Origin of the sequence: uncultured Victivallis sp. (assembly GCA_944389935.1) — a bacterium.
Lineage (GTDB): Bacteria > Verrucomicrobiota > Lentisphaeria > Victivallales > Victivallaceae > Victivallis.
Genome location: CALXOE010000006.1, coordinates 1 through 18,751 on the forward strand (window position 1 = coordinate 1; position 18,751 = coordinate 18,751).

15 protein-coding genes are annotated in these 18,751 nt (G+C 56.2%); 7 read left to right on the top strand and 8 right to left on the bottom strand.

Translation table 11 applies throughout. The features are described 5' to 3' along the window. Positions 1-124: 124 nt before the first annotated feature. Both Q0J85_RS03160 and Q0J85_RS03165 read right to left on the bottom strand, forming a co-directional pair. Complete coding sequence (locus Q0J85_RS03160) at positions 125-493, bottom strand: hypothetical protein (RefSeq protein ID WP_294478171.1); 369 nt, start codon at positions 491-493, stop codon at positions 125-127. Positions 494-581: 88 nt separating this feature from the next. Continuing rightward, positions 582-1,484 carry a hypothetical protein gene (locus Q0J85_RS03165; protein ID WP_294478173.1) on the bottom strand — a complete coding sequence of 301 codons (903 nt, stop codon included), beginning with the start codon at positions 1,482-1,484 and terminating at the stop codon, positions 582-584. 193 nt (positions 1,485-1,677) lie between these two features. Between Q0J85_RS03165 and Q0J85_RS03170 the strand changes: the two genes are divergently transcribed. Then, complete coding sequence (locus Q0J85_RS03170; protein ID WP_294478174.1) at positions 1,678-2,421, top strand: TrmB family transcriptional regulator; 744 nt, start codon at positions 1,678-1,680, stop codon at positions 2,419-2,421. Between the two features lie 66 nt (positions 2,422-2,487). On the opposite strand, the gene Q0J85_RS03175 is transcribed toward Q0J85_RS03170, so the two are convergent. The 3 genes from Q0J85_RS03175 to Q0J85_RS03185 all read right to left on the bottom strand — a co-directional run bounded on the left by Q0J85_RS03175 (position 2,488) and on the right by Q0J85_RS03185 (position 7,784). After that, positions 2,488-4,434 carry an acetylxylan esterase gene (locus Q0J85_RS03175; protein ID WP_294478189.1) on the bottom strand — a complete coding sequence of 649 codons (1,947 nt, stop codon included), beginning with the start codon at positions 4,432-4,434 and terminating at the stop codon, positions 2,488-2,490. A gap of 69 nt (positions 4,435-4,503) precedes the next feature. Further along, complete coding sequence (locus tag Q0J85_RS03180; RefSeq protein ID WP_294478190.1) at positions 4,504-5,394, bottom strand: EamA family transporter; 891 nt, start codon at positions 5,392-5,394, stop codon at positions 4,504-4,506. An 80-nt stretch (positions 5,395-5,474) separates the two neighbouring features. Beyond that, complete coding sequence (locus tag Q0J85_RS03185; RefSeq protein WP_294478191.1) at positions 5,475-7,784, bottom strand: glycoside hydrolase family 95 protein; 2,310 nt, start codon at positions 7,782-7,784, stop codon at positions 5,475-5,477. A gap of 292 nt (positions 7,785-8,076) precedes the next feature. On the opposite strand from Q0J85_RS03185, the gene Q0J85_RS03190 reads away from it, so the two are divergent. The 6 genes from Q0J85_RS03190 to Q0J85_RS03215 all read left to right on the top strand — a co-directional run bounded on the left by Q0J85_RS03190 (position 8,077) and on the right by Q0J85_RS03215 (position 16,686). Beyond that, positions 8,077-9,078, top strand: a complete 1,002-nt coding sequence (locus Q0J85_RS03190; protein ID WP_294478192.1) for a LacI family DNA-binding transcriptional regulator — start codon at positions 8,077-8,079, stop codon at positions 9,076-9,078. Between the two features lie 126 nt (positions 9,079-9,204). Then, positions 9,205-9,921 (top strand): prepilin-type N-terminal cleavage/methylation domain-containing protein, encoded by a 717-nt coding sequence (locus tag Q0J85_RS03195; protein ID WP_294478194.1) that lies wholly within the window; start codon positions 9,205-9,207, stop codon positions 9,919-9,921. A 122-nt stretch (positions 9,922-10,043) separates the two neighbouring features. Continuing rightward, positions 10,044-13,502 carry a beta-galactosidase gene (locus Q0J85_RS03200; protein WP_294478196.1) on the top strand — a complete coding sequence of 1,153 codons (3,459 nt, stop codon included), beginning with the start codon at positions 10,044-10,046 and terminating at the stop codon, positions 13,500-13,502. A gap of 192 nt (positions 13,503-13,694) precedes the next feature. Beyond that, on the top strand, positions 13,695-15,488 hold the full coding sequence (locus Q0J85_RS03205) for a glycoside hydrolase family 36 protein (RefSeq protein ID WP_294478198.1): 1,794 nt from the start codon (positions 13,695-13,697) through the stop codon (positions 15,486-15,488). A gap of 275 nt (positions 15,489-15,763) precedes the next feature. Next, positions 15,764-16,021 carry a hypothetical protein gene (locus tag Q0J85_RS03210; RefSeq protein ID WP_294478199.1) on the top strand — a complete coding sequence of 86 codons (258 nt, stop codon included), beginning with the start codon at positions 15,764-15,766 and terminating at the stop codon, positions 16,019-16,021. An 89-nt stretch (positions 16,022-16,110) separates the two neighbouring features. Next, positions 16,111-16,686: a SagB/ThcOx family dehydrogenase gene (locus Q0J85_RS03215; protein WP_294478202.1), complete on the top strand. Its 576-nt coding sequence runs from the start codon at positions 16,111-16,113 to the stop codon at positions 16,684-16,686. A 74-nt stretch (positions 16,687-16,760) separates the two neighbouring features. On the opposite strand, the gene Q0J85_RS03220 is transcribed toward Q0J85_RS03215, so the two are convergent. The 3 genes from Q0J85_RS03220 to Q0J85_RS03225 form a co-directional block, all read right to left on the bottom strand. Continuing rightward, complete coding sequence (locus tag Q0J85_RS03220; protein WP_294478204.1) at positions 16,761-17,432, bottom strand: hypothetical protein; 672 nt, start codon at positions 17,430-17,432, stop codon at positions 16,761-16,763. A gap of 170 nt (positions 17,433-17,602) precedes the next feature. Continuing rightward, entirely contained in the window at positions 17,603-17,800 is a 198-nt protein-coding gene (locus Q0J85_RS15425; RefSeq protein ID WP_367274590.1) for a transposase domain-containing protein, read from the bottom strand. 31 nt (positions 17,801-17,831) lie between these two features. Continuing rightward, on the bottom strand, positions 17,832-18,749 hold the full coding sequence (locus Q0J85_RS03225) for a glycyl-radical enzyme activating protein (protein ID WP_116885713.1): 918 nt from the start codon (positions 18,747-18,749) through the stop codon (positions 17,832-17,834). Between the last annotated feature and the right edge of the window lie 2 nt (positions 18,750-18,751).

An 18,751-nucleotide genomic window follows, 5' to 3' on the forward strand; every position in this document is an offset into this window, starting at 1 on the left:
TTTTTTGCTGAAATATAAGTTGCATCCAGAACCATCATCTTTCAACTTTTTCTTTTCCTATGGGATGGCTGTGATTTCTTTTCAATGATCATGCTGTCAGCTTTCGGAGTCAGTGTGCAAATCGCTATCCATTTGCTCCGTGTCGCATCAATCGGCAGTTTGAGTCAGCCGTGACAGATAATTCAATGTTATCCCGAGTTGGCAAAAGTTCAAACTGAAACTGGTATTCATGATCAGCTTTCAATTTTCCTGCATAAAAAGGAGAAGCCGGCTTGATTTCAATCAGTGATTGCGCTTCCCCCCGAAGCTCAAGACGAACAAAACGTTGCTCAGGTATATCGGTCTCAACATAAATAGTTTTAACGAACTCTCCCCGATAATGTCCGGGAAATTGCCACACGAATGAACCCTGCCGATTTCCATTGCAACCGCCACAGGACGGCAGCGCCGGAACCTGATTGAACATGTCCCGGTATTGTCCGATGCCAAACAATACCCGCTCCCGGGCGACTTCATGGAAAACAATTCAATTTGCATTCCTGACGATGTCTAAGTAGGGTATGCGAAATGGGGGCGGCTGTTCAGCTCCCGAGGGCGATGACGGCCAGTCCGGTGATGACCAGCGCGATTCCGGCAAGGCGCGGTTTTCCGGGTTTCTCATGCAGCAGAAAGATCCCCGCAAGCACCCCGAGCGGCAGACTCATCTGGCGGAATGCCTGAATATAACTGACGTTGCTGACCCGCTCCATGGCAAAGAGAATCAGAATGTAGGCCGTCGAGGCGAAGAGTCCGGAGAATACCGGGCTTTTTGACTTGAGAAAGAGCTTCCGGAATTCTCCGCGTTCAGCGGGAATCGCTGCCGTGGCGGTCAGAAGCGAAGCGGCCAGCCCCGCTTCGATCAGGAACAAATAGGCGCACAAATCGAGCCAGCCCGGGTGTTCGAGCGAACGATAGATCACCTTGAGTGCGAGACTGTCGAGAATCGTGTATCCGGTGGTCCCCGCTGCCGCTGTGATGATGAATTTCAGTGCGGGAGAACGGTAACTTGCAAGCCGGAACTGATTCCAGCGCATCAGCGGCATCAGCACACAACCGACGCTCAGGATCACCATGCCGGTCAGGGCGACCATCCCCGGCGGGCGGCCGTAGCCGAAGCCGAGTGTGATAAGCGCGGTCATTATGACCGGCAGCGCCCTGGCAAGCGGGTAAACCAGGCTGATGTCGTCCGTCCGGTATGCGTGCGCCAATCCGCTGATATAGAGAAATTCAAATCCCACGCTCCCCAGCCAGATCAGCCAGAATACCGGCGGCAATCCCGCCGAAATCAGTCCGGAGCAGAAGAAGAACGGCAGCCACAGCAGCGCCGACGTCGAACTCATGAGCCCATAGAACGCCAGAGATGGTATCTTTTTCTTGCTGAGGAAGTTCCAGCCGGCATGCAGAAAGACCGAACCGAAAACAAGCAGAAATGCGCCGAATGTCATGGGATCAGGTCCTCCGGGCGCGCGGCGGCCGAATTTTTGAATCGAAACATGTTAATCTCTCCACTCCTCTCTGTTTCAATATGTCGATTGAAATCGAATGATAGATATAGTATATTGGGGAAATACATTGATTTCAACTTGATTTTTTCAGAAAAATGATGTCGATTTTTTACGACATATGCGGGGAGGCGGAATGAATATCATCGATCAGCTCGAAACACTCGGTTTGAATGGACGGCAGGCGAAAGTCTACCTCACATTGCTGCAACTCGGCAGCGCGAGCGCCATCGAGATTGCGAAAGCGACCCGGTTCAAACATCCGACGGTCTACGACGTGCTCGACGTGTTGAAAGAGCGGCGACTGATTTCGGAGACGTCGGAGAATGGCCGGAAACGGTTTTCGGCGGAAGATCCCGATCATCTGCGGCTTGCGGAGGAGGAGCGGCGCCGGACGCTCGAGGAGCTGCTGCCCGATCTTCAGGCGCTGTACGGCGGCGGAAAACGGCGTCCGCGAGTTCGGGTCTACCTCGGTTCGGAGGGAATGGAGGTTGTGGACGAGGAACTGCTCAATGTCCGGAGCGGCGAATACTTCTACTTCGGCGGCGTTCGTGAGATGATCCAGAATTCGAGTGAGGAACATCTGAACGATTACTACCGCAAACGGATCAGCCGCGGCATCTGGTCGAACGCGATCCGCATTCGCGGAGCGGAGGACGAGCTCGAGTACATGCGCGGCGGGGAGCGCAATCTGCGCCGGGTCCGTTACCTGCCGAAACCGATTCTCGAAAATTCAGCCGGATTATACCTGTACGACGATCGCGTCGCCGTCATTTCAGCGAGGAAAGAAAACTACGCGATGATTATCGAGAGCCGCGAGTTGTCGCTTCTGCTCAAGACCATCTGGAACTGCATGTGGGAGATCGCCGTCGAACCTTGATGTTCCGGCAAAAAAAGGGAGGGGAGTGTGTGCTCCCCCCCTCGCTGTTCATTGTGCCGGAATGGGTTACTTGCTTTCCTGGGTGAAGATCTGCGGATTTTTCGGGACGAATCCGTGAGTCGAGCCCTGGAACCAGCGGATCTTTTTCGGTGTTTTGATCGCGTTGTAGAGCACCGCAACGCCGGAGGGCGGGCAGGTGTAGTCTCCGAGACCGGCGCGCGTGATTTCGACCGGGCATTTGATCCGTTTGGCGTGATTGACCGCGTCGTAGTAGGCGAGTTCATCGACATAACCGGGGAACCAGCCGCGGATACGTCCTTTCGAGGAGCCGTTCAGGTCGCAGCACCACGGAATGTTCGGTTTGGCCAGCGACACATCCGGATCGAGCCCTGCGGCCCAGATCGTCTGGAGTCCGCCCTGGCTGCCGCCGGAGGCGATCAGATCTTTGCCGTTCCACTGCGGCAGCTGCTTCAGGAATTCGAGCGAGCGCATGACCCGCAGCGCCATCCCGTTGAAGTAGGCGGTTTCGGGATCGGAATTCTGCTTCGGGTCGAACGCATAGCCGTGTCCGTTCGATTTGATTTTATTCGAGAACTCGCGGTAATAGGAGTCGGGCTGATTCAGCAGAAAACCGTGAGCGTTGATGCTGAAGTTGATCCGGTCTGCCGGCCCGTCATGCGGCGGGCGGTGGGCGCCGACGCCGTAACCGAAGTAGTTGACCTGCGCCGGCAGCGATTTCTCTTTCGCGCCGACCGGGATCGTGAGGTAGCCGGTCACGGGACGCGGTCCGGCGCAGTCGATGGTGACGGCGTAGACCTCCGCTTTCGGAGTGGCCCCGGCTTTGGGCTCGATCTTCTTCATCTCATACTTCAGCGGGACGGCCGCGAGGCGCGCTTTCTGCTTCTGCCAGAATGCGTCGAAATCCTTAGGCTCCTCCGCTCCGGCGGTCAGTTTTTCCGGCTGAACTCCGGCGCCTCCCTCGAATGTGATGGCCGTTTGATTGTTCCACAACCCTTTTGTATACAGGGTCTTTCCGTTTTTGTCAACGAGCTTGGCAATGATGCGGACGAATCCGGGTTTGTCGATTGAGGTTTTGATGATGAGCGGCTCGCCGGTCACTTTGGCGCGCCCTTTTTCGGTCTTGCCGTCGTCACCGCTGCGACTCCAGTCGAGGAAGTAGTCGAGAGTCGGCTTCTGGCCGCCGAGTTCGGTGGTGATGGTGAACGTCATCGTTTCGCCGGGGGCGTAGCTGAGCGGATTCTTGTCGGTGGTGCCGACGACGCGCACATTGACCGGATTGAGCGCAACGACTTCGGTGATCTTGAGATTTTCATATTTGCCGACGATGTAGAGTTCGGCATTTTTATAGTTCTTCCCGGAACTGGAGAACGTCCAGTCCGGATTCCCCTGTGGATTGTTGCCGATGCCGAGATCGCAGTTCCGGTTTTCCCGGAGTTTGTTGAATGCGAAGACGGTCTGTTTCTCCTGAAAATTGTGGACCTGCATCGAGCCGTAACTGGCCTCTCCGGTGGGGGTGTCGCCGAAGTCGAAGGACTTGTCACTGGCGCCGGGGATTTTGCTCCTGTTGCCGGGAGCGTAGTTGCATCCCCAGAATTCGACGTTGCCTTTTTCAAAGGTGCCGGTCTTGACGCCCTCGACGTTGCTTGCAACTTCGAGGTTTGTCACATAGGTCTGAAACGTCGGAGACCCGGGATACGGAACGGCCACTTTCACCGCCGTGTCCGCAAAGGGATCCATCGCAGTGAACACCCACTTCATACTGCCGTCGTTCCCGGTGAGTTTCAGCAGGTAGCCCACCCGCTTGAGGTCTCCGGAGAGCATTTCGGTGCGGTCGATCTGGTATCCGTCCGCGGCCCAGCGGGTCGGATTGAGTTTGGCGATGAGTTCGTACCCTTTTGCTTCCGGTACCAGTTCCAGAAGTTCCGGCACCTCGGCCTGGAGCGAGAGGCTCCCGAGCAGTGCGAGTGTCGCGAATCCGCAGGAAAATTTCATGGATGACCTCCTTGGTTGTCTTTCATAAGAATACTGCAGAAACGGTTTGAATGCAAGTGTTCCCGACGATTATTTCGCCAGAGAGTAGAGCGTCATCGCCGCAAGCATGAGAACCGCCATGATCGTGCGGCGGATCCACGCCTTTGCGCCGACTCTCGGTTCGAGCTGGTCGAGTCCGGCTTTGAGCAGCAGCACGCCGAGCAGGACGGAGATAAGTCCCCGGCTCGCCTGGATGATGTTGCCGAACAGCACTCCGATCGCTCCGAACGAGGCGAAAAGGAAGATCATCGCCAGATACCAGGCGACGGCATAGGGGACAGCGTCGATCAGACATGCGCGCGAACACTTTATGCGGAAAAACGCAAGGCTCGACACCGCCCCGAGCGCGGTGAATGCCACACCGGTCACCGCGATCGAATTGAGGAAGAGCCGATCCCCCGGCAGAAGTTGAATCATTCTCGTCTCAACGAGGTCGGCTGCCGCGTAGGAGAGCAGCGTCAGCAGCAGGAAGAGACAGCCGCGCCGGGTCAGTGGTCCGCCGGTGAAGTTCATCCCGACTGCAGCCACGGCCGAAAGCAGGACCGCGAGATACTGGAGTCCATGCAGCGGCTGATGCAGCAGCGTGACGCTGACGATGGCCAGAACGACGATCTTCAGTCCGAGCAGCGAACTCAGGCGCGACGCTTCAATCTCGTGCAATGCCCGGAAAAAACAGAAGTAGCCGATGTTGCTCGCCGCAACGAATACGGCCAGCAGCGTGAAGAATTCCCCCGTGACCGGGATCTGGACAAACGGCAGCGTCGCCGCCAGAGTGATCAGGCCGAAGAGGCACATGACCGCCTGAGAACAGACCACCAGCCGCCCCGGATCATGGTGCTTCAACACGAAACGGCGCGAAAAAACATAAGAGGTCGACTGCAAAAATGCACTGAAAAAACCAGCGAGGATTCCGAAAAACATAGATGATTCTCCTGTAAAGAGATAATATACCACAATGTTTCCCGGAATTTCCTCCCCGGATTCCGGTTTCTTCCGGAGATTTATTGATAAGCGGCGATAAACTGCTCCCGCACGCCGACCTCGATACGCCGGGTGAACCGCGGCGCCCGGAGTTCAACCATGACCGGCTTCAGTGCCCGGATGCGCATTCCGGCGACGCGACTCTCCCGCCAGACCAGATCGAGAAAAATTCCGTTGCGCAGCCGCACGCCGGTGAGTTTTCCCGCGGTCCAGTTCGCGGGGAGGGCTGGCAGCAGATCGACGACCATGACTCCGTCATCTGCCTGACGGTGGCATTGCACGAGCATCTCGACGATCCCCGCCGGAACGCCGAGATTCGCGTCGATCTGGAACGGCGGATGGGCGGAAAAGAGATTCGGGTAGATGCCGCCGTTCGCACCGCAGCTGATTTTCGCTGCGGGATCCACGGGCTGCAGGAACTCCCGCAGCATGGTTCCGGTTCTGCCGCCGTCGCGGAAGCGGGCCCAGAGAGCGAGCCGCCAGCACATCGCCCATCCGGTGCTGCGGTCGCCGCGCCGGATGAGGGAGATCCGGGCGGCCTCAAACCGTTCCGGATCATTCTCCGGAGTGAAGAGATCCGCCGGATAAACGCCGTAGAGGTGGGAGAGATGGCGGTGATGGATTTCCGACTCCTCATAATCGCCGTCGTACTCGAGGAGCTGCCCCTCGCTGCCGATCTCGATGGGGCAGAGACGCGGAAGCGCCTGTTCGAGTTCCGGGAGCAGCGGTTCGTCGTCTTTCCGGAGAATGCGGGTGCAGGCGATGAAATCCCGGAACGTTTCCCGGATCAGTTCAAGATCCATGCTTGTTCCTCCGCCGCAAACGGTTGCGACCTCTCCGGAGACGGGATCGATGAAGCCGTTTTCCGGTGAAGTCGAGGGGCTGGTCACAAGTTCGCCGTGCGGATTCTGCACGAGCAGGTCGAGCGCGAATTCCGCGTTGCCGCGCAGAATCGGATACCATTCGCGCAGAAAATCCTCATCGCGTGTGTAGCGGAAATACTCGACGAGATGGCGGCAGAGCCAGAGTCCCCCGACGGGCCAGTATCCCCAGCGGGCCTGACCGCAGGCGGGGACGCAGAAGCGCCAGAGGTCGCTGTTGTGATGCAGACACCAGCCGCGGGCGTGGTAATACTCTCCGGCGCAATCTTTTCCGGCCTCCGCGACTTCCCGGATGAATCGGAACAGCGGTTCGGCGCACTCCGCGAGGTTCGCCGGCAGTGCCGCCCAGTAGTTCATCTCCAGATTGATATTGGTCGTGTAGTTGGAGCCCCAGGGGGGCAGTACGTGAGGATTCCAGATTCCCTGCAGGTTCGCGGGCTGGGTCCCCCGGCGGCTCGAGCTGATCAGCAGATACCGGCCGAATTGATAGAGCAGCGCCGCGAGAGCGGGGGATTCCGACTGCGCGTACCGGGCGATGCGTTCGTCGGTCGGCAGCAGATCCTCTTCCGTTGCAGGGAGTTCGAGACAGGATCTGCGATAGAGAGCCTGGTATTCGCTCAGATGCGCTTCGAGCAGTTCCGACGCGGAGAGCGCTGCGGCGCGGTCGAGATCCTCCCGGCAGCGGTCTGCCGGGAATACCCCGTCCGGCTCCCGGTTCCAGGCGGAGAAATCGCTGCGGATCGCCACGAGCAGCAGAACGGGGCCGGACCCGTTGAAACGGATGCAATTCCTTTCTGTGCAAATTGTTCCATCCTGTGTTACGAGCCGGGCGCGAATCTGGAACCGGAGGCCGGAACGTCCATCTTCATCGGTCTGCCGGACGGTTTCGCGCCGCGCGTAAATCGGGCAGATCGCGTTCAGAAAGAGGTCGATCCCGTCGCAGCCGCACTCGTGTTCAAGCGGGGAGTCGAGCCGCAGGGTGAAGCTGAGTCCGCCGCTGCCGTGCATCGCCAGAACCTGGTGCGGGGCGGAGACGAACCAGTCGCAGCTCATTCCGCTGTTCCGGGTGGAGGCGACCGCCCGGTCGAGGTCGAGTTCGCGTCGATAGTCGGGTGAGGTGACGGCGTCCGGAAATTCGAGTTTCAGCGATCCGGCCGGCAGATAGCCGCAGCTCTCGTTGTGCAGCATCTTTTCGGAGATAAAGCGGTCCGCCTCGTAGAACTTTTTCCCCTCGAGCAGTTTGCGTGCCTGATTCCGTTCCCTGAAATAGTCGGTGTCGGGGTATTTGCGGGGATAACCTGACCAGAGAGTGTCTTCGTTGAGTTCGACAGTTTCCGTTTCGATGCCGCCGGAGATCATCGCACCGATGCGTCCGTTCCCGATGGGCAGGGCTTCATTCCAGCACGAGGCCGGTTTCCGATAGTACAAGAGATGCTGATCGTGTGTCATAAGAGCCTCCTCAACTAAACGATATACCCCCGAAACGGATTCTTCAAGTGTTGCTGCCGGTTTTTTTACCCGGATTTCCGGCTGCGGCGTTCTGTTTTCGCAAAGGAGCATTCCGGTTTTCTCCTGCGGTATGACGTGGCGCGCGATACCGCTCTTCCCGCAAAATCATCTGAAATCTGAAAAAAAAATCAAACAACTCTTGACAAATGCAAACCGGTTTGCTATAATATTAGCAGAGTTTGCAAACCGGTTTGCATTCTGAGGAGCTGAATCACAAGGTAAGCGTTGGACAGTGAAAACGATCAGTCAAAATCATGTGACCATGACAGACGTCGCCAGGCATCTGGGGATTTCCAAGACCACGGTTTCCCATGCACTCAGCGGAAAACGTCCCATCAATGCGAAGTTGCGCGCGGAGATTTTGTCGACCATTGAAGAGTTGGGATTCCGTCCGAATTTCGCCGCCAGAATCATGAACACCCGCCGTACCGGTTTGATCGGCCTGCTGGTGGAAAATTTGAAGAATCCGCACACCACCGCCTTGCTCGAGATCTTCAGCAAGGAACTGGAGCGTTATTCCCTGCAGACGGTTCTTGCGACAACCGAGAATATGGATCGGGGCCGTGAGCTGATTGCCAAATTCTCCGAAGGGATGGTGGATGGAATCCTGAATTTCCTGCCCGGTCTGGAACCCGATGAGGCGAAGCAGCTTGCCCGCGGCGTGCCATGCGTCACTTATCTGCGTCACGCCGAAGCTCCGCTCGTTCTGGACTACTCCACGGGGTTGCTCAATGCGCTCTCCTACCTCCGCGAGCTGGGGCATCGGAAGATCGCGTTTGTCTCCATCGGGAAACGGGCGGGAAGCTGTCCGGTGGATCCGTGTCTCGACGTTTATTTGCAGTGGGAGTTCTGCCCGCATGATCCGTCTCTGATTTTCACCCTGCACGAGGGAACGGTTGCCGGTGGGCTGGAGATCGCCGAAGCCGTGTTTTCCAGCTCCGCTACGGCAGTTTTCACCGGCAACGATGCTGTCGCCGCCGGGTTGTACCACTGGGCTCACAATCACGGAATTCGGATTCCGGATCGACTTTCCATCGTGGGAGGGGACAATACGGAAATGTCTCAACAGATGTTCCCGCCCCTGACGACGCTGGATCTGCCTGTTGAACGTCTGGCATTGCATACTGTTCACGTTCTTCTTGCCGCCATTATACCGGAAGAGACGCTGCCGGAACCTGTTACGATCATCCCTGAACTGGTGATCCGGAATTCGACAGCTCCAATCGGAAGATAATTAAAAAATGACAAGAGTTCCATACAGAAAGGAGGTTTGGCCTTTGGCCACTGCGAACAACTCTCATGTCGTCCCGTTTGTTTCCTCTTCACTCATTTTATCCCGTAACTGTCAGGAGAATTCACGATGAAAAAATTCACATTGATTGAGTTGCTTGTTGTTGTTGCAATTATAGCGATTCTGGCAGCCATGCTGCTGCCGGCATTGAACAATGCGAAAGAAGCCGCCAATCGCACGAACTGCATCAGTAACCAGAAACAGGTGGTGATGGCGCATATTTTCTACTCGAATGACTACAAGGTGTTCGCGTTCGTGACCTGGGGATCTGCTGGTGGTGCTGATATATGGAGCAATCTGATCATCACAGATAAATTCTATGCGGGGTCGCCATGGAAAGGTGCCACCACCTTTAATACCTTGTTCTGTCCGTCCGGACCATTCCCAAAAAACGTCAACCCTTACGGGAGCAATTATGGAATGATCCGCCCCGGCTGCGATAATGAATACGAGGACAAAAAAAGCGTTCTGGGCGCAAAATGCTATTTGACGCTGGATGGCGAACGGGATTATATCCTGCCCAACCGGCTTAAAGCGCCATCAGAAACGTTCTTTATCGCCGATTCAGTTAACTCCAAAAGTGGTGGCCCATGGTGGCAGTGGAGTCCCACTGAGAGCGGTGCAGGAGTGGAAGACGGCCGGATTTTTCTGGCTCACAAGAACCGCACCAATGTCGGCATGGCAGACGGTCACGTGGAGAATCTCGCCAAAGAGGAGCTGTACAATTCCCCGATGCAGGTGAAAAAGGTGGTGAACGGCGATTTCGAGGTGGTGAGTACATATTGACCCGCTTCCGAATACACAATACTCAAAACTGCCGGGAACTGTTTTTTTCCGAATTCTTTTCCGGTGAGGGGAAAAGAATTTCTGAATCATAACATCCCGGCAATCATATCACAAGGAACAGGATGAAGATGCGTTTTTTCTCAATGTGGTTCATGGTGTTTGCAACGGCATCCGTGAGCTGGGGCGCCCCGATCGTTTCCAACGGTTCGTTTGAACAGACAGACGCTCAGGGGAGGCCGGACGGATGGGGGATGCTCTTTCACCGGAACTCTCCCGGCAGGTTTTCCGTTCAAAAAGATGCGGCCGATGGCGGACGTCTGCTCCGGATTACAAATCCCTCCGGGAAAGCCGTGCCGAATGTGTACAGTCAGCTGTATCAGCTTGTACCGCTGAAACCAGACACGGATTACATGTTCCGTTTCCGGGTTCGTGGAAAAGAGCCGAGAGCCTTGACCTGGGCATTGGGAAAGAACTGGAAGATCCGTTTCCCGATCAACGGAATCACAGAGGAGTGGCAGACTTTCTCGTTCTTTCTCCGGGTTCCGGCCGATTTGATGAATACACCGGAGAGTTGCGAACTGTGCCTGATCACAGAAGATCGGGCTGACGGAGTCGAGCTCGATGATGTGGAAATCATTCCCATGCCGGACGCGATTGTGCGCAACGGCGATTTCTGTGGAGTGCGCGGCGGAAATGTTCCTTGCTGGCAGATCGGCCGCAACCGTAATGTGAATCTCGGGGCGGGCCTCGACGGGAAAGGCGTGCTCACCATCAGAAATTATGATTTCGCCGCCGATGGTGTTTACGGTGCGCTCTATCAAAAGATCAAGTTGACTCCGGGAAACAGTTATTTGCTGAAAATCCGTGCCCGGGGGACGGGGCACACGCCTGAGGTCAGAATCGGCGCAAGCTGGAAGCAGCGGGTACGCTTCGAGCTGGTCAGCACGCAGTGGCGCGATTACACGTACGAATTTATTGCGCCGGATGACTGCGACGCCGACGGAATGATGGGGCTCAACGTGATCTTCAATGCCATGTCGGACTGCTCGCTTGATAAAATTGCGATTGAACCTGCCCCGCTTCGCTTTTCCGGCGGGGAGCGCGACCGGTGGACTTCGGCAGACGCCGAAGTTGCCGAGCTCGTCAAACGCGGCGAGCCCGGAGTGCTCCTGCGTTCGGAAAATGAACGGTATCCTTCCGTGCTTTTCGGAAAACTGTTCGCCATCGGCGAAACGGGAACTCTCCGCTTTTCGGCGGAGATGACCGATGCATCCGGAGCGGCCAGGATTGTTCAACTCGGCATGGTTGAAGCGGTGAAACCCGATGATCTGCTGCGGATCCCCTATGAAATCCCTCTGGCCAAACTTCCGGAGGGCGCTTACACCCTGGCGTTTCGCATCAACGACCGCCCGGTGGTCTCCGTGTCCGGTGTCAATCACTCTTTCGTTCAGCGTCAGAAATTGCGGCTGGATGACGCCGTTGCGAAGTTGAATGAAATCAACCGTAAATTCGACGAATACTATGGAGATCGCGAGCGCAGCGCCTACGTCAGTGCTCCTCTGAACATCTTGAACTTCAGCCTGGAACGGCTCTCGAAACTCTCCGGAAATGCGGAAGATGCGGACGAGAAAATGTTCTATGCGCGGGAAATCGACCTCGTAATGCCCGAAACTGTGGAGGCTCTGACCCGCATGGAGGGAACTCTGACCAGGCTTCTCGCCGGGGAGAAGCTTCCGGCGACCTGGTCCTATCGTTCTTCGCAAATCCGTCAGCGCAACGGATGGCCGGTGGCCCGGGCCGTGAGCAGCGACGGCCGGGAACAGTCCGAACGTCCGATGGTCTGTGTCGGATTCGGCCACTTTGAGCAGATCGACAAAGATTTGAAAAAATTTCAGAACATCGGAGCCAACACGGTTCAGATCGAGCTCTGTCCGTGGCAGATTTTCCCGAAGAAAGAGGGCGAGTCGGATTTTTCCGCGTTTGAAAAACGATATCTGCCGTTCTTCAAAACGGCATGGGAGAACAACGTCAGTCTCTGTCTGCTGCTTTCGCCGCATGTCATGCCCGGATGGCTGTTTAAGACGTATCCGGAGGTGAAAGCCAAAAACGCATCCGGTTTCCTCGGATATGAGATCATGCATCCCAAGATGATTGAGATTCTCAAAAGCTATCTCCGGACGGTGATTCCCCGCATCAAAAGCAGTCCGTATGCGAGTGTGATCCACAGCATATGCCTGACCAACGAACCGATCTACAGCTCCTGTACTCCGGAGAATCCCTATTCCCGTACGTTGTTCACCCGCTATTTCACTGAGAAATACGGTACGATTGAGCGTTTCAACCAGATCGCCAGGCAGAATTTCAAGGATGTGGAGGCGCTGCTCGACGCCGTGTCGAACAATCCCGCGGCCCGGTTTGAATTTTACACATTCGTCCGCAAGATGTTCTCTGACTGGCATCGGATGCAGGCGGAGGAGATCCGGGCGCTCTGGCCGGAAGTCCCGCTGCACTCCAAGATCATGGTGTTCGGCTCGACTTTTGATCCCAAAACGGGAGTCGATCCGGAATTGTTCGCCGAATTCAGCGACTATAACGGCAACGACAATTATTTCTTTCATGATTTTCAGAATGATTGGGTCAAGCTTGGGTTGACGCATGAAATCCAGATATCCTCCAAACCGGTTTCCGTGGTCGATTCGGAAACCCATCTGATTCCGGACGGGTTCCGGAGTCCGACACCCAACCAGCACATTTATACCGGAATCTTCTACCATTACATCACCGGAGCCAGTACGCTTACGACATGGCTCTATGAGGAGATCGATTATCAGGAGTGGAAGAAGGATCCGAACAGCGGGGCCAACGGCGGAATCTATCATCGTCCCGGCAACCTCGCGGCTCAGGCCCGGGCGGAACTCGATGGAATGCGTCTGGCTCCCGAGTTGGAAAAGTTCTTCCTGTACAAACCGGAAGTCGCACTCTTCTACAGCCCGACGTCAATCCTGCAGAATCGGCAATATACCGCCCGTCTGCACAGCGCCTATCAGAATTTCTGCTATACCGGACGCCGGGTGCGGACGCTTTCGGAAAAGCAGCTCGCTTCGGATGCTTTCGGCAAAACACGGCTGTTGTTCCTCCGCGGCGCCACCCATGTTTCCCGGGCGGCACGGGAAGGCATGGCCCGGTTTGTCCGGCAGGGCGGACGGATTATCGCGGATCAGGAGAGTTTGCGGTTCGATGAGTTCGGCAACCCCGCGGCAGTGGAGTTCCCGATCGAACGCTGCGACGATTTCTCGCCGGAGGTGTTGACGAAACGAATCGACGAAACGATTCCGCCGCTGCCGTTCCGCCTTGCGGGGGAAAGCAACGGGGCGCCGGCAGATCTGTTCTTCCGGGCGGTTCCGGCGGGGGACGGCTCCTGGCTGGTGAGCGTCATCAACCATGCGACGTTCTCAACGATTCAGGCGAAGCTGTCCGGTGACGGCGAGTGGTTCGATCTGATTCGGGAGCAGAAGACGACTCCCGAGATGACGCTTGGACCATTGGAAAATCGTCTGCTGCGTTTCACTCCGGCGAAATAAGACAGCCGGCGGAGCGGATGAATGGGATGCGTTCCCTCCGTTGTTCCGCTCCGTTGTTTCCTCCCCCCGGCAGTCCGGATGGGAAACCATCCGGCTGGGAGGAAACTGTTTGCCGGAAAATCAGATTGGGACGTTCTCCTCTCCGGAAACGTCCTGTTCGTTTAATCCTTTTTCTGATGAAAGAATCTCCTTATGCGTTATCAGACTCCATGGTTCGATATTCAACTTACCGGCCTGAAAAGGGATGCCGGTTGGACGTGCGATTACACCTGTTCCCCCGAGTCGGAAACGGTCTGCGTTGCCGGATTTCGTTTTCACCGCGACCGGCCGGAGCGGCTTCCCGCATTTCAGCTGGAATTTCAGCTCCCGTGGCGGGATATGCAGATCCAATGGCATCCCCGCAAAAACGGGAATGACTGCCATCACTTTTTCCCGTACTGGCAGGACGGGGGGAAAACTCCGTACTCCATAACGCATAATCAGCTGCTTTACGTGTTTGCGGATGAGGCTGGGATAAATCGTTTTGCCCTAGCCTGTTCCGAATGTCGCAGAAGCGTTCTGGCTTCCTGCGGCGTAGGAGAGACGACGATCGAGTGCAAACTGTATTTTCAGACAACTGCGTCCGATCCGGAGCGGGAATTCGCCTTTGAAATCCGGTTCGATCGGCGGGCGCTGCAATACGACACGATCGTGAACGAGTTGTCCCGGTGGCAGAGCCGGAACGATCCGGCCGCCCCGGTGCCGGAATCGGCCGGGTTGCCGGTCTATTCCACCTGGTATCAGTTTCAGAAAGGGGTCTCTCAGGCGAAACTGGAGGAGGAACTTCCATTCGCTGCGGCCGCCGGTTTGAAAACCGTCATTCTTGACGACGGCTGGCAATGTGCCGGTGATGGGGGCGGAGACGACATCTCCAATACCGGAGAGTGGCTGCCGGATCCGGAGAAATTCCCCGATCTTGCCGGATTCGTCACGCGCTGCGGTCGATACGGCATGAATTGTCTTCTCTGGATCGGACTTCCGTTTGTCGGGAGAAAACGCCCTGCTGTCTACCGGAAATTCGCGGGAAAATATCTGGTGGAGACCGATACATTCGGCATCCTCGACCCCCGTTTCCCGGAGGTTCGGCGCCATCTGATCGGAGTTTGCCAAAGGCTGATGAGGGATTACGGGCTTGCGGGGTTGAAAGTGGATTTTATCGATCAGATGCACCTGTTCGGCAGAAAAGACCCGATGGAGGAGACCGGCCTCGGGGAACGGGATTCTCATTCTCTGGAAGCCGCGATCGATCATCTGCTCGACGAGCTTTACACGGAGCTGCGTGCGATCCGGGAGGATGTTCTCATCGAATTCCGGCAATTTTACTGCGGTCCTGCCGCCCGGCGCTGCTGCAACATTCTCCGGGCACAGGATTGCCCGGGTGACCAATTTCAGAATCGCATGCGCACCATTGACTTGCGGCTGATCTCAACTCAAACGGCAATTCATTCCGACATGATGATCTGGAACTCTCAGGAAAAACCTGTGGTGATTCTGCGGCAGTTGCTGAACACTCTTTTTTCCGTTCCGCAAATCTCGGTACGGCTGGCGGATCTGCCGGAGGAGTCCCGGCTTGCGCTGGCTGCTTATCTGAAATTCACACGGGAATATCGGGAGATTCTTCAGAGAGGGAGGTTGCATGCCCGGCATCCGGAACAATGTTACCCGCTGGTCTCCTGCACGCTTGGAGACGAGACGCTGATTGCGGTTTACGCGGAAAACCAGTTCATTGAATTTCCCCTCTGCTGCAGAAAACTTGTTCTGGTCAATGCGAGTTGCCGGGACGGCATTCTGCTGCGCTCCGGATTCCCCGCGACCACAGTGCGGATCTTCGAGCTGTCCGGGAGAATGCTGCGGGAAGAGACATATCCGTGTGGAGTGTTGGATATCCCTGTTCCATCAACGAGTTATGCGATCCTTGAACCGGTCTCGTCCAGCGGATTGAGCTGAGATCGGAACGGTCGTTGGTTCATGACTCTCAATTTATCTCTTCAGAGATTGCACAAATCGATTCCGATGAGGTGCAACGGCCGTTTTCCGTATAAAAAGCCTCAGTCCGCCCCGCGTCCGGACTTGCAAACTCCGGGATGAACGTATAAAGTAAACACGTTGCCGGATTGGATTGAAGTTATTCACGGCTTGCGGACACCGGTCCCCGGGTGCTGCGGCAGTTGCGGAAATATGGGCGGCAACCGGCATGGCGTGAAATGCAATATCGACATGCAATGCGATCTGCATGGATGCGAGTAGGATACGATTCCCGGAAGCCCGATGCCGGAGTCTCTGCCGCGACGCGGATTCCGACCCTGCCGGAAACCGGGTGCGGGTACGGAGAGCCCTCCTGCCGGGCAACGGAGAATCCCGCTTCGGATGAAGTGGATTCCTCATTCGACCGGGGGAGGACGGGAAACGGTGTCACGGGTTCGAGAGGGAATGCAGGATGGCTCTCGATCGGTCACGATGCCGCAACTTGTCCTTTCTGAAGTGATGTTTGTGACAGGAGAACGGGACGGTCGGAGAGTTTCCGAAACCGTTCCAGGAGTGACGGGTTTTGAACAACAGGAGGAACTTTATGAAAATCAAGAATTTGACATGTCTTGCCGCGCTTGCCGTCGCGGGGGGGATTTCCGCTGCGGACATCGAGCTGCCGAAGCCGGAGACCACGGGCGGAATGCCGTTGCAGGAGGCGTTGGCAAATCGGCGTACGGATCGGAAGTTCAGCAGCAAACCGCTTTCGCGCGAGATGCTCTCGAACCTGTTGTGGTCCGCGCTCGGCGTGAATCGCGCCGACGGCAAACGGACGGCTCCGACTGCCCGCAATCAGCAGGAGATCACGCTCTACGTCTGCATTCCGGAGGGGACGTTCCGTTATGACGCGACGGCGAACAAGCTCGTGCAGACCTCGGAGAAACGGGCAGGCGACGCTCCGCTCATGCTCGTCTACGTTGCGGACCTCGGGAAGCTGCCGGAGCGTCTCTGCCACGTGGATTGCGGATTCGTCGGCCAGAACGTCTATCTCTTCTGCGCCTCGGAGAAACTTGCGACGGTCTTTCGCGGCAGTTTCCGGGAACGAGACTACAAGCCGCTGCTCAATCTGAAAGACAAAGAGAAAATTCTCTACGTCCAGGCGGTCGGCTTCCCGGAATGAGACCTTTCCGAATGTAAAATCCCGCCCCGGCCATGATATATGATCAAAGCTCCGGGGCGGGTATTCTTATTGTTCTAATGCTCTTCCGCTTTTGTACTGCAGACCAGGAGCGTGACGCTGCCGGCTGGAAGTCGGACACTTTGTGTATCCTCCGGTTTCCCTTTGCGATAGTGGATGGCGATCGGTTTGTCCACATAGGTGTTCACTTCATAGACGGAGTCGGCGGTCAGCGTGTAAATATGTTCCACTGTCCCTCCTGCGAGATCGAGCGAGAGTTTCCGGTCGGTGTCGGGCAGCCGGTTGGTCAGGATGACATACCGTTTCCCGTTCTGCTCGACAGCAACGGCAGTGAGGGAAAGTTGCCCGTCAAAGGCACTCCCCTCTCCGTGCAGCTCATGGCCGATCACTTCCCCGCCAAATGGAGCAAGCTTATAGAACTTGAAGAGCTCAGCCAGCCCGGTTGCATAGACTTTCCCACTGTATGGATCCGGGTAAAACATTCCCCACGGGCCGCTTGAACAGGCGTGCATCGTCATTGCGCCGACTTCCGGACGTGCCAACATGCGGTTGAACCATTCGCTGACGGCAAGACATCCCTGCAGGGCATGCGTTTTGTACCACGAGTTGCTCCAAGGCCCCGGTTCGCCGCCGGGCCAGGTCCCGTGTTCGGAAATGAAGATCCGGATTCCGGGGTTCGAGCTTGAGGCAATGTCATCTCTAATAACATTCAAGTAGTTGTCAATCACTGAGATGGGGTATCCGTGATAATACGGGTGGAAGTATATGCCCAGTGAGCCCCATGGTGAGGGGGATATCGCGGTGGAGCTTTGGAAAAAATTAGAGCCAGGAGAAAAATGATGCCGTCTGGCGTTTGAGCGCCAGACGGCATTCTCTCTTCATAATAATGAGCCTGAGCTTATTGACAACTTTGCTTTGCCTCTGGGATCAGAGAATCAATCTGCTCTACCGGAGTGGCATTCAAACGCGGCAGAACGTCTTCGAGCCACTTGCGAAAGCAGATGCCGTTCGCTTTGCATGTTGCAGCGAATGAATACAGGATTGCGAGACGCTGCCCACCGGCTTCGTTTCCGGCAAAGAGGCAGTTCTTTCGGATGTTCCAGGTGAGGCGTTCGGACGGCTTGTTGTTACCCCTCGACGACCGGGATGTTTGTCCGGTTCTGAAGGAATTTCAGGTAATCCCCGCTCGCCTTTTTTGAAGGGAATTTCGCTTCACAGAGCAATGGCCGTCCCAGACGCTTATATTTGTCCTCTCCTAATGGCTGGTAGGGTTCGATTTCAATTCTCCTGACACTTTTCAGCTCTGCCGAGATTTCAAGAAGTTCCTCGCTGTAAGCGGAGGAATCGTTGATCTCCGGAATCCATGGGCAACGTAAAACCAGCGGCGCGCCGCACGCATCGAGCTTTCGCAGGTTGCCGCGGATCCGCTCCGCCTCCACGCCGGTAAGCCTGCGGTGATCCGCTTCGGAAGCCTTGAAATCCCACAGCCACAGACTGACCAGCGGAATCAGGGCGCGGATATGCTCGAACGAAGCATAGCCGGATGTTTCAACGCAGGTATGGATTTTCTCCTTCCGGGCCAGTGAAAGCAGGTGGAACAGATAATCGAAGTGCGCCAGCGGCTCCCCGCCGGAAACCGTCATGCCGCCGCCTGAAGTTTCATAAAAAACCCGGTCTTTCAGAACTTCCGCCATGACTTCTTCCGGTGAAAGATGCCTGCCGCACAACTCAAGGGCGCCGGCGGGACAGTTTGCGGCGCAAATCCCGCATTGCGTGCATCGTTTCCGGTCAAAGAGATGCATCTTGTTTTCCATGCGGTGGCATGACGCCGGGCAGACAGTGAAACACGCTCCGCAGCCCACACACCGGGACGGGGTAAAGAATATTTCACTTTTTTCTGACTGCGATTCCGGGTTATGGCACCAGAGGCACCGTAAAGGACATCCTTTCAGAAACACAGTCGTGCGGATGCCCGGCCCGTCATGCACGGAGAAGTGTCCGATATCAAAGATTTTTGTATCAGCAGCGGTCATATCAGGCGGCATCT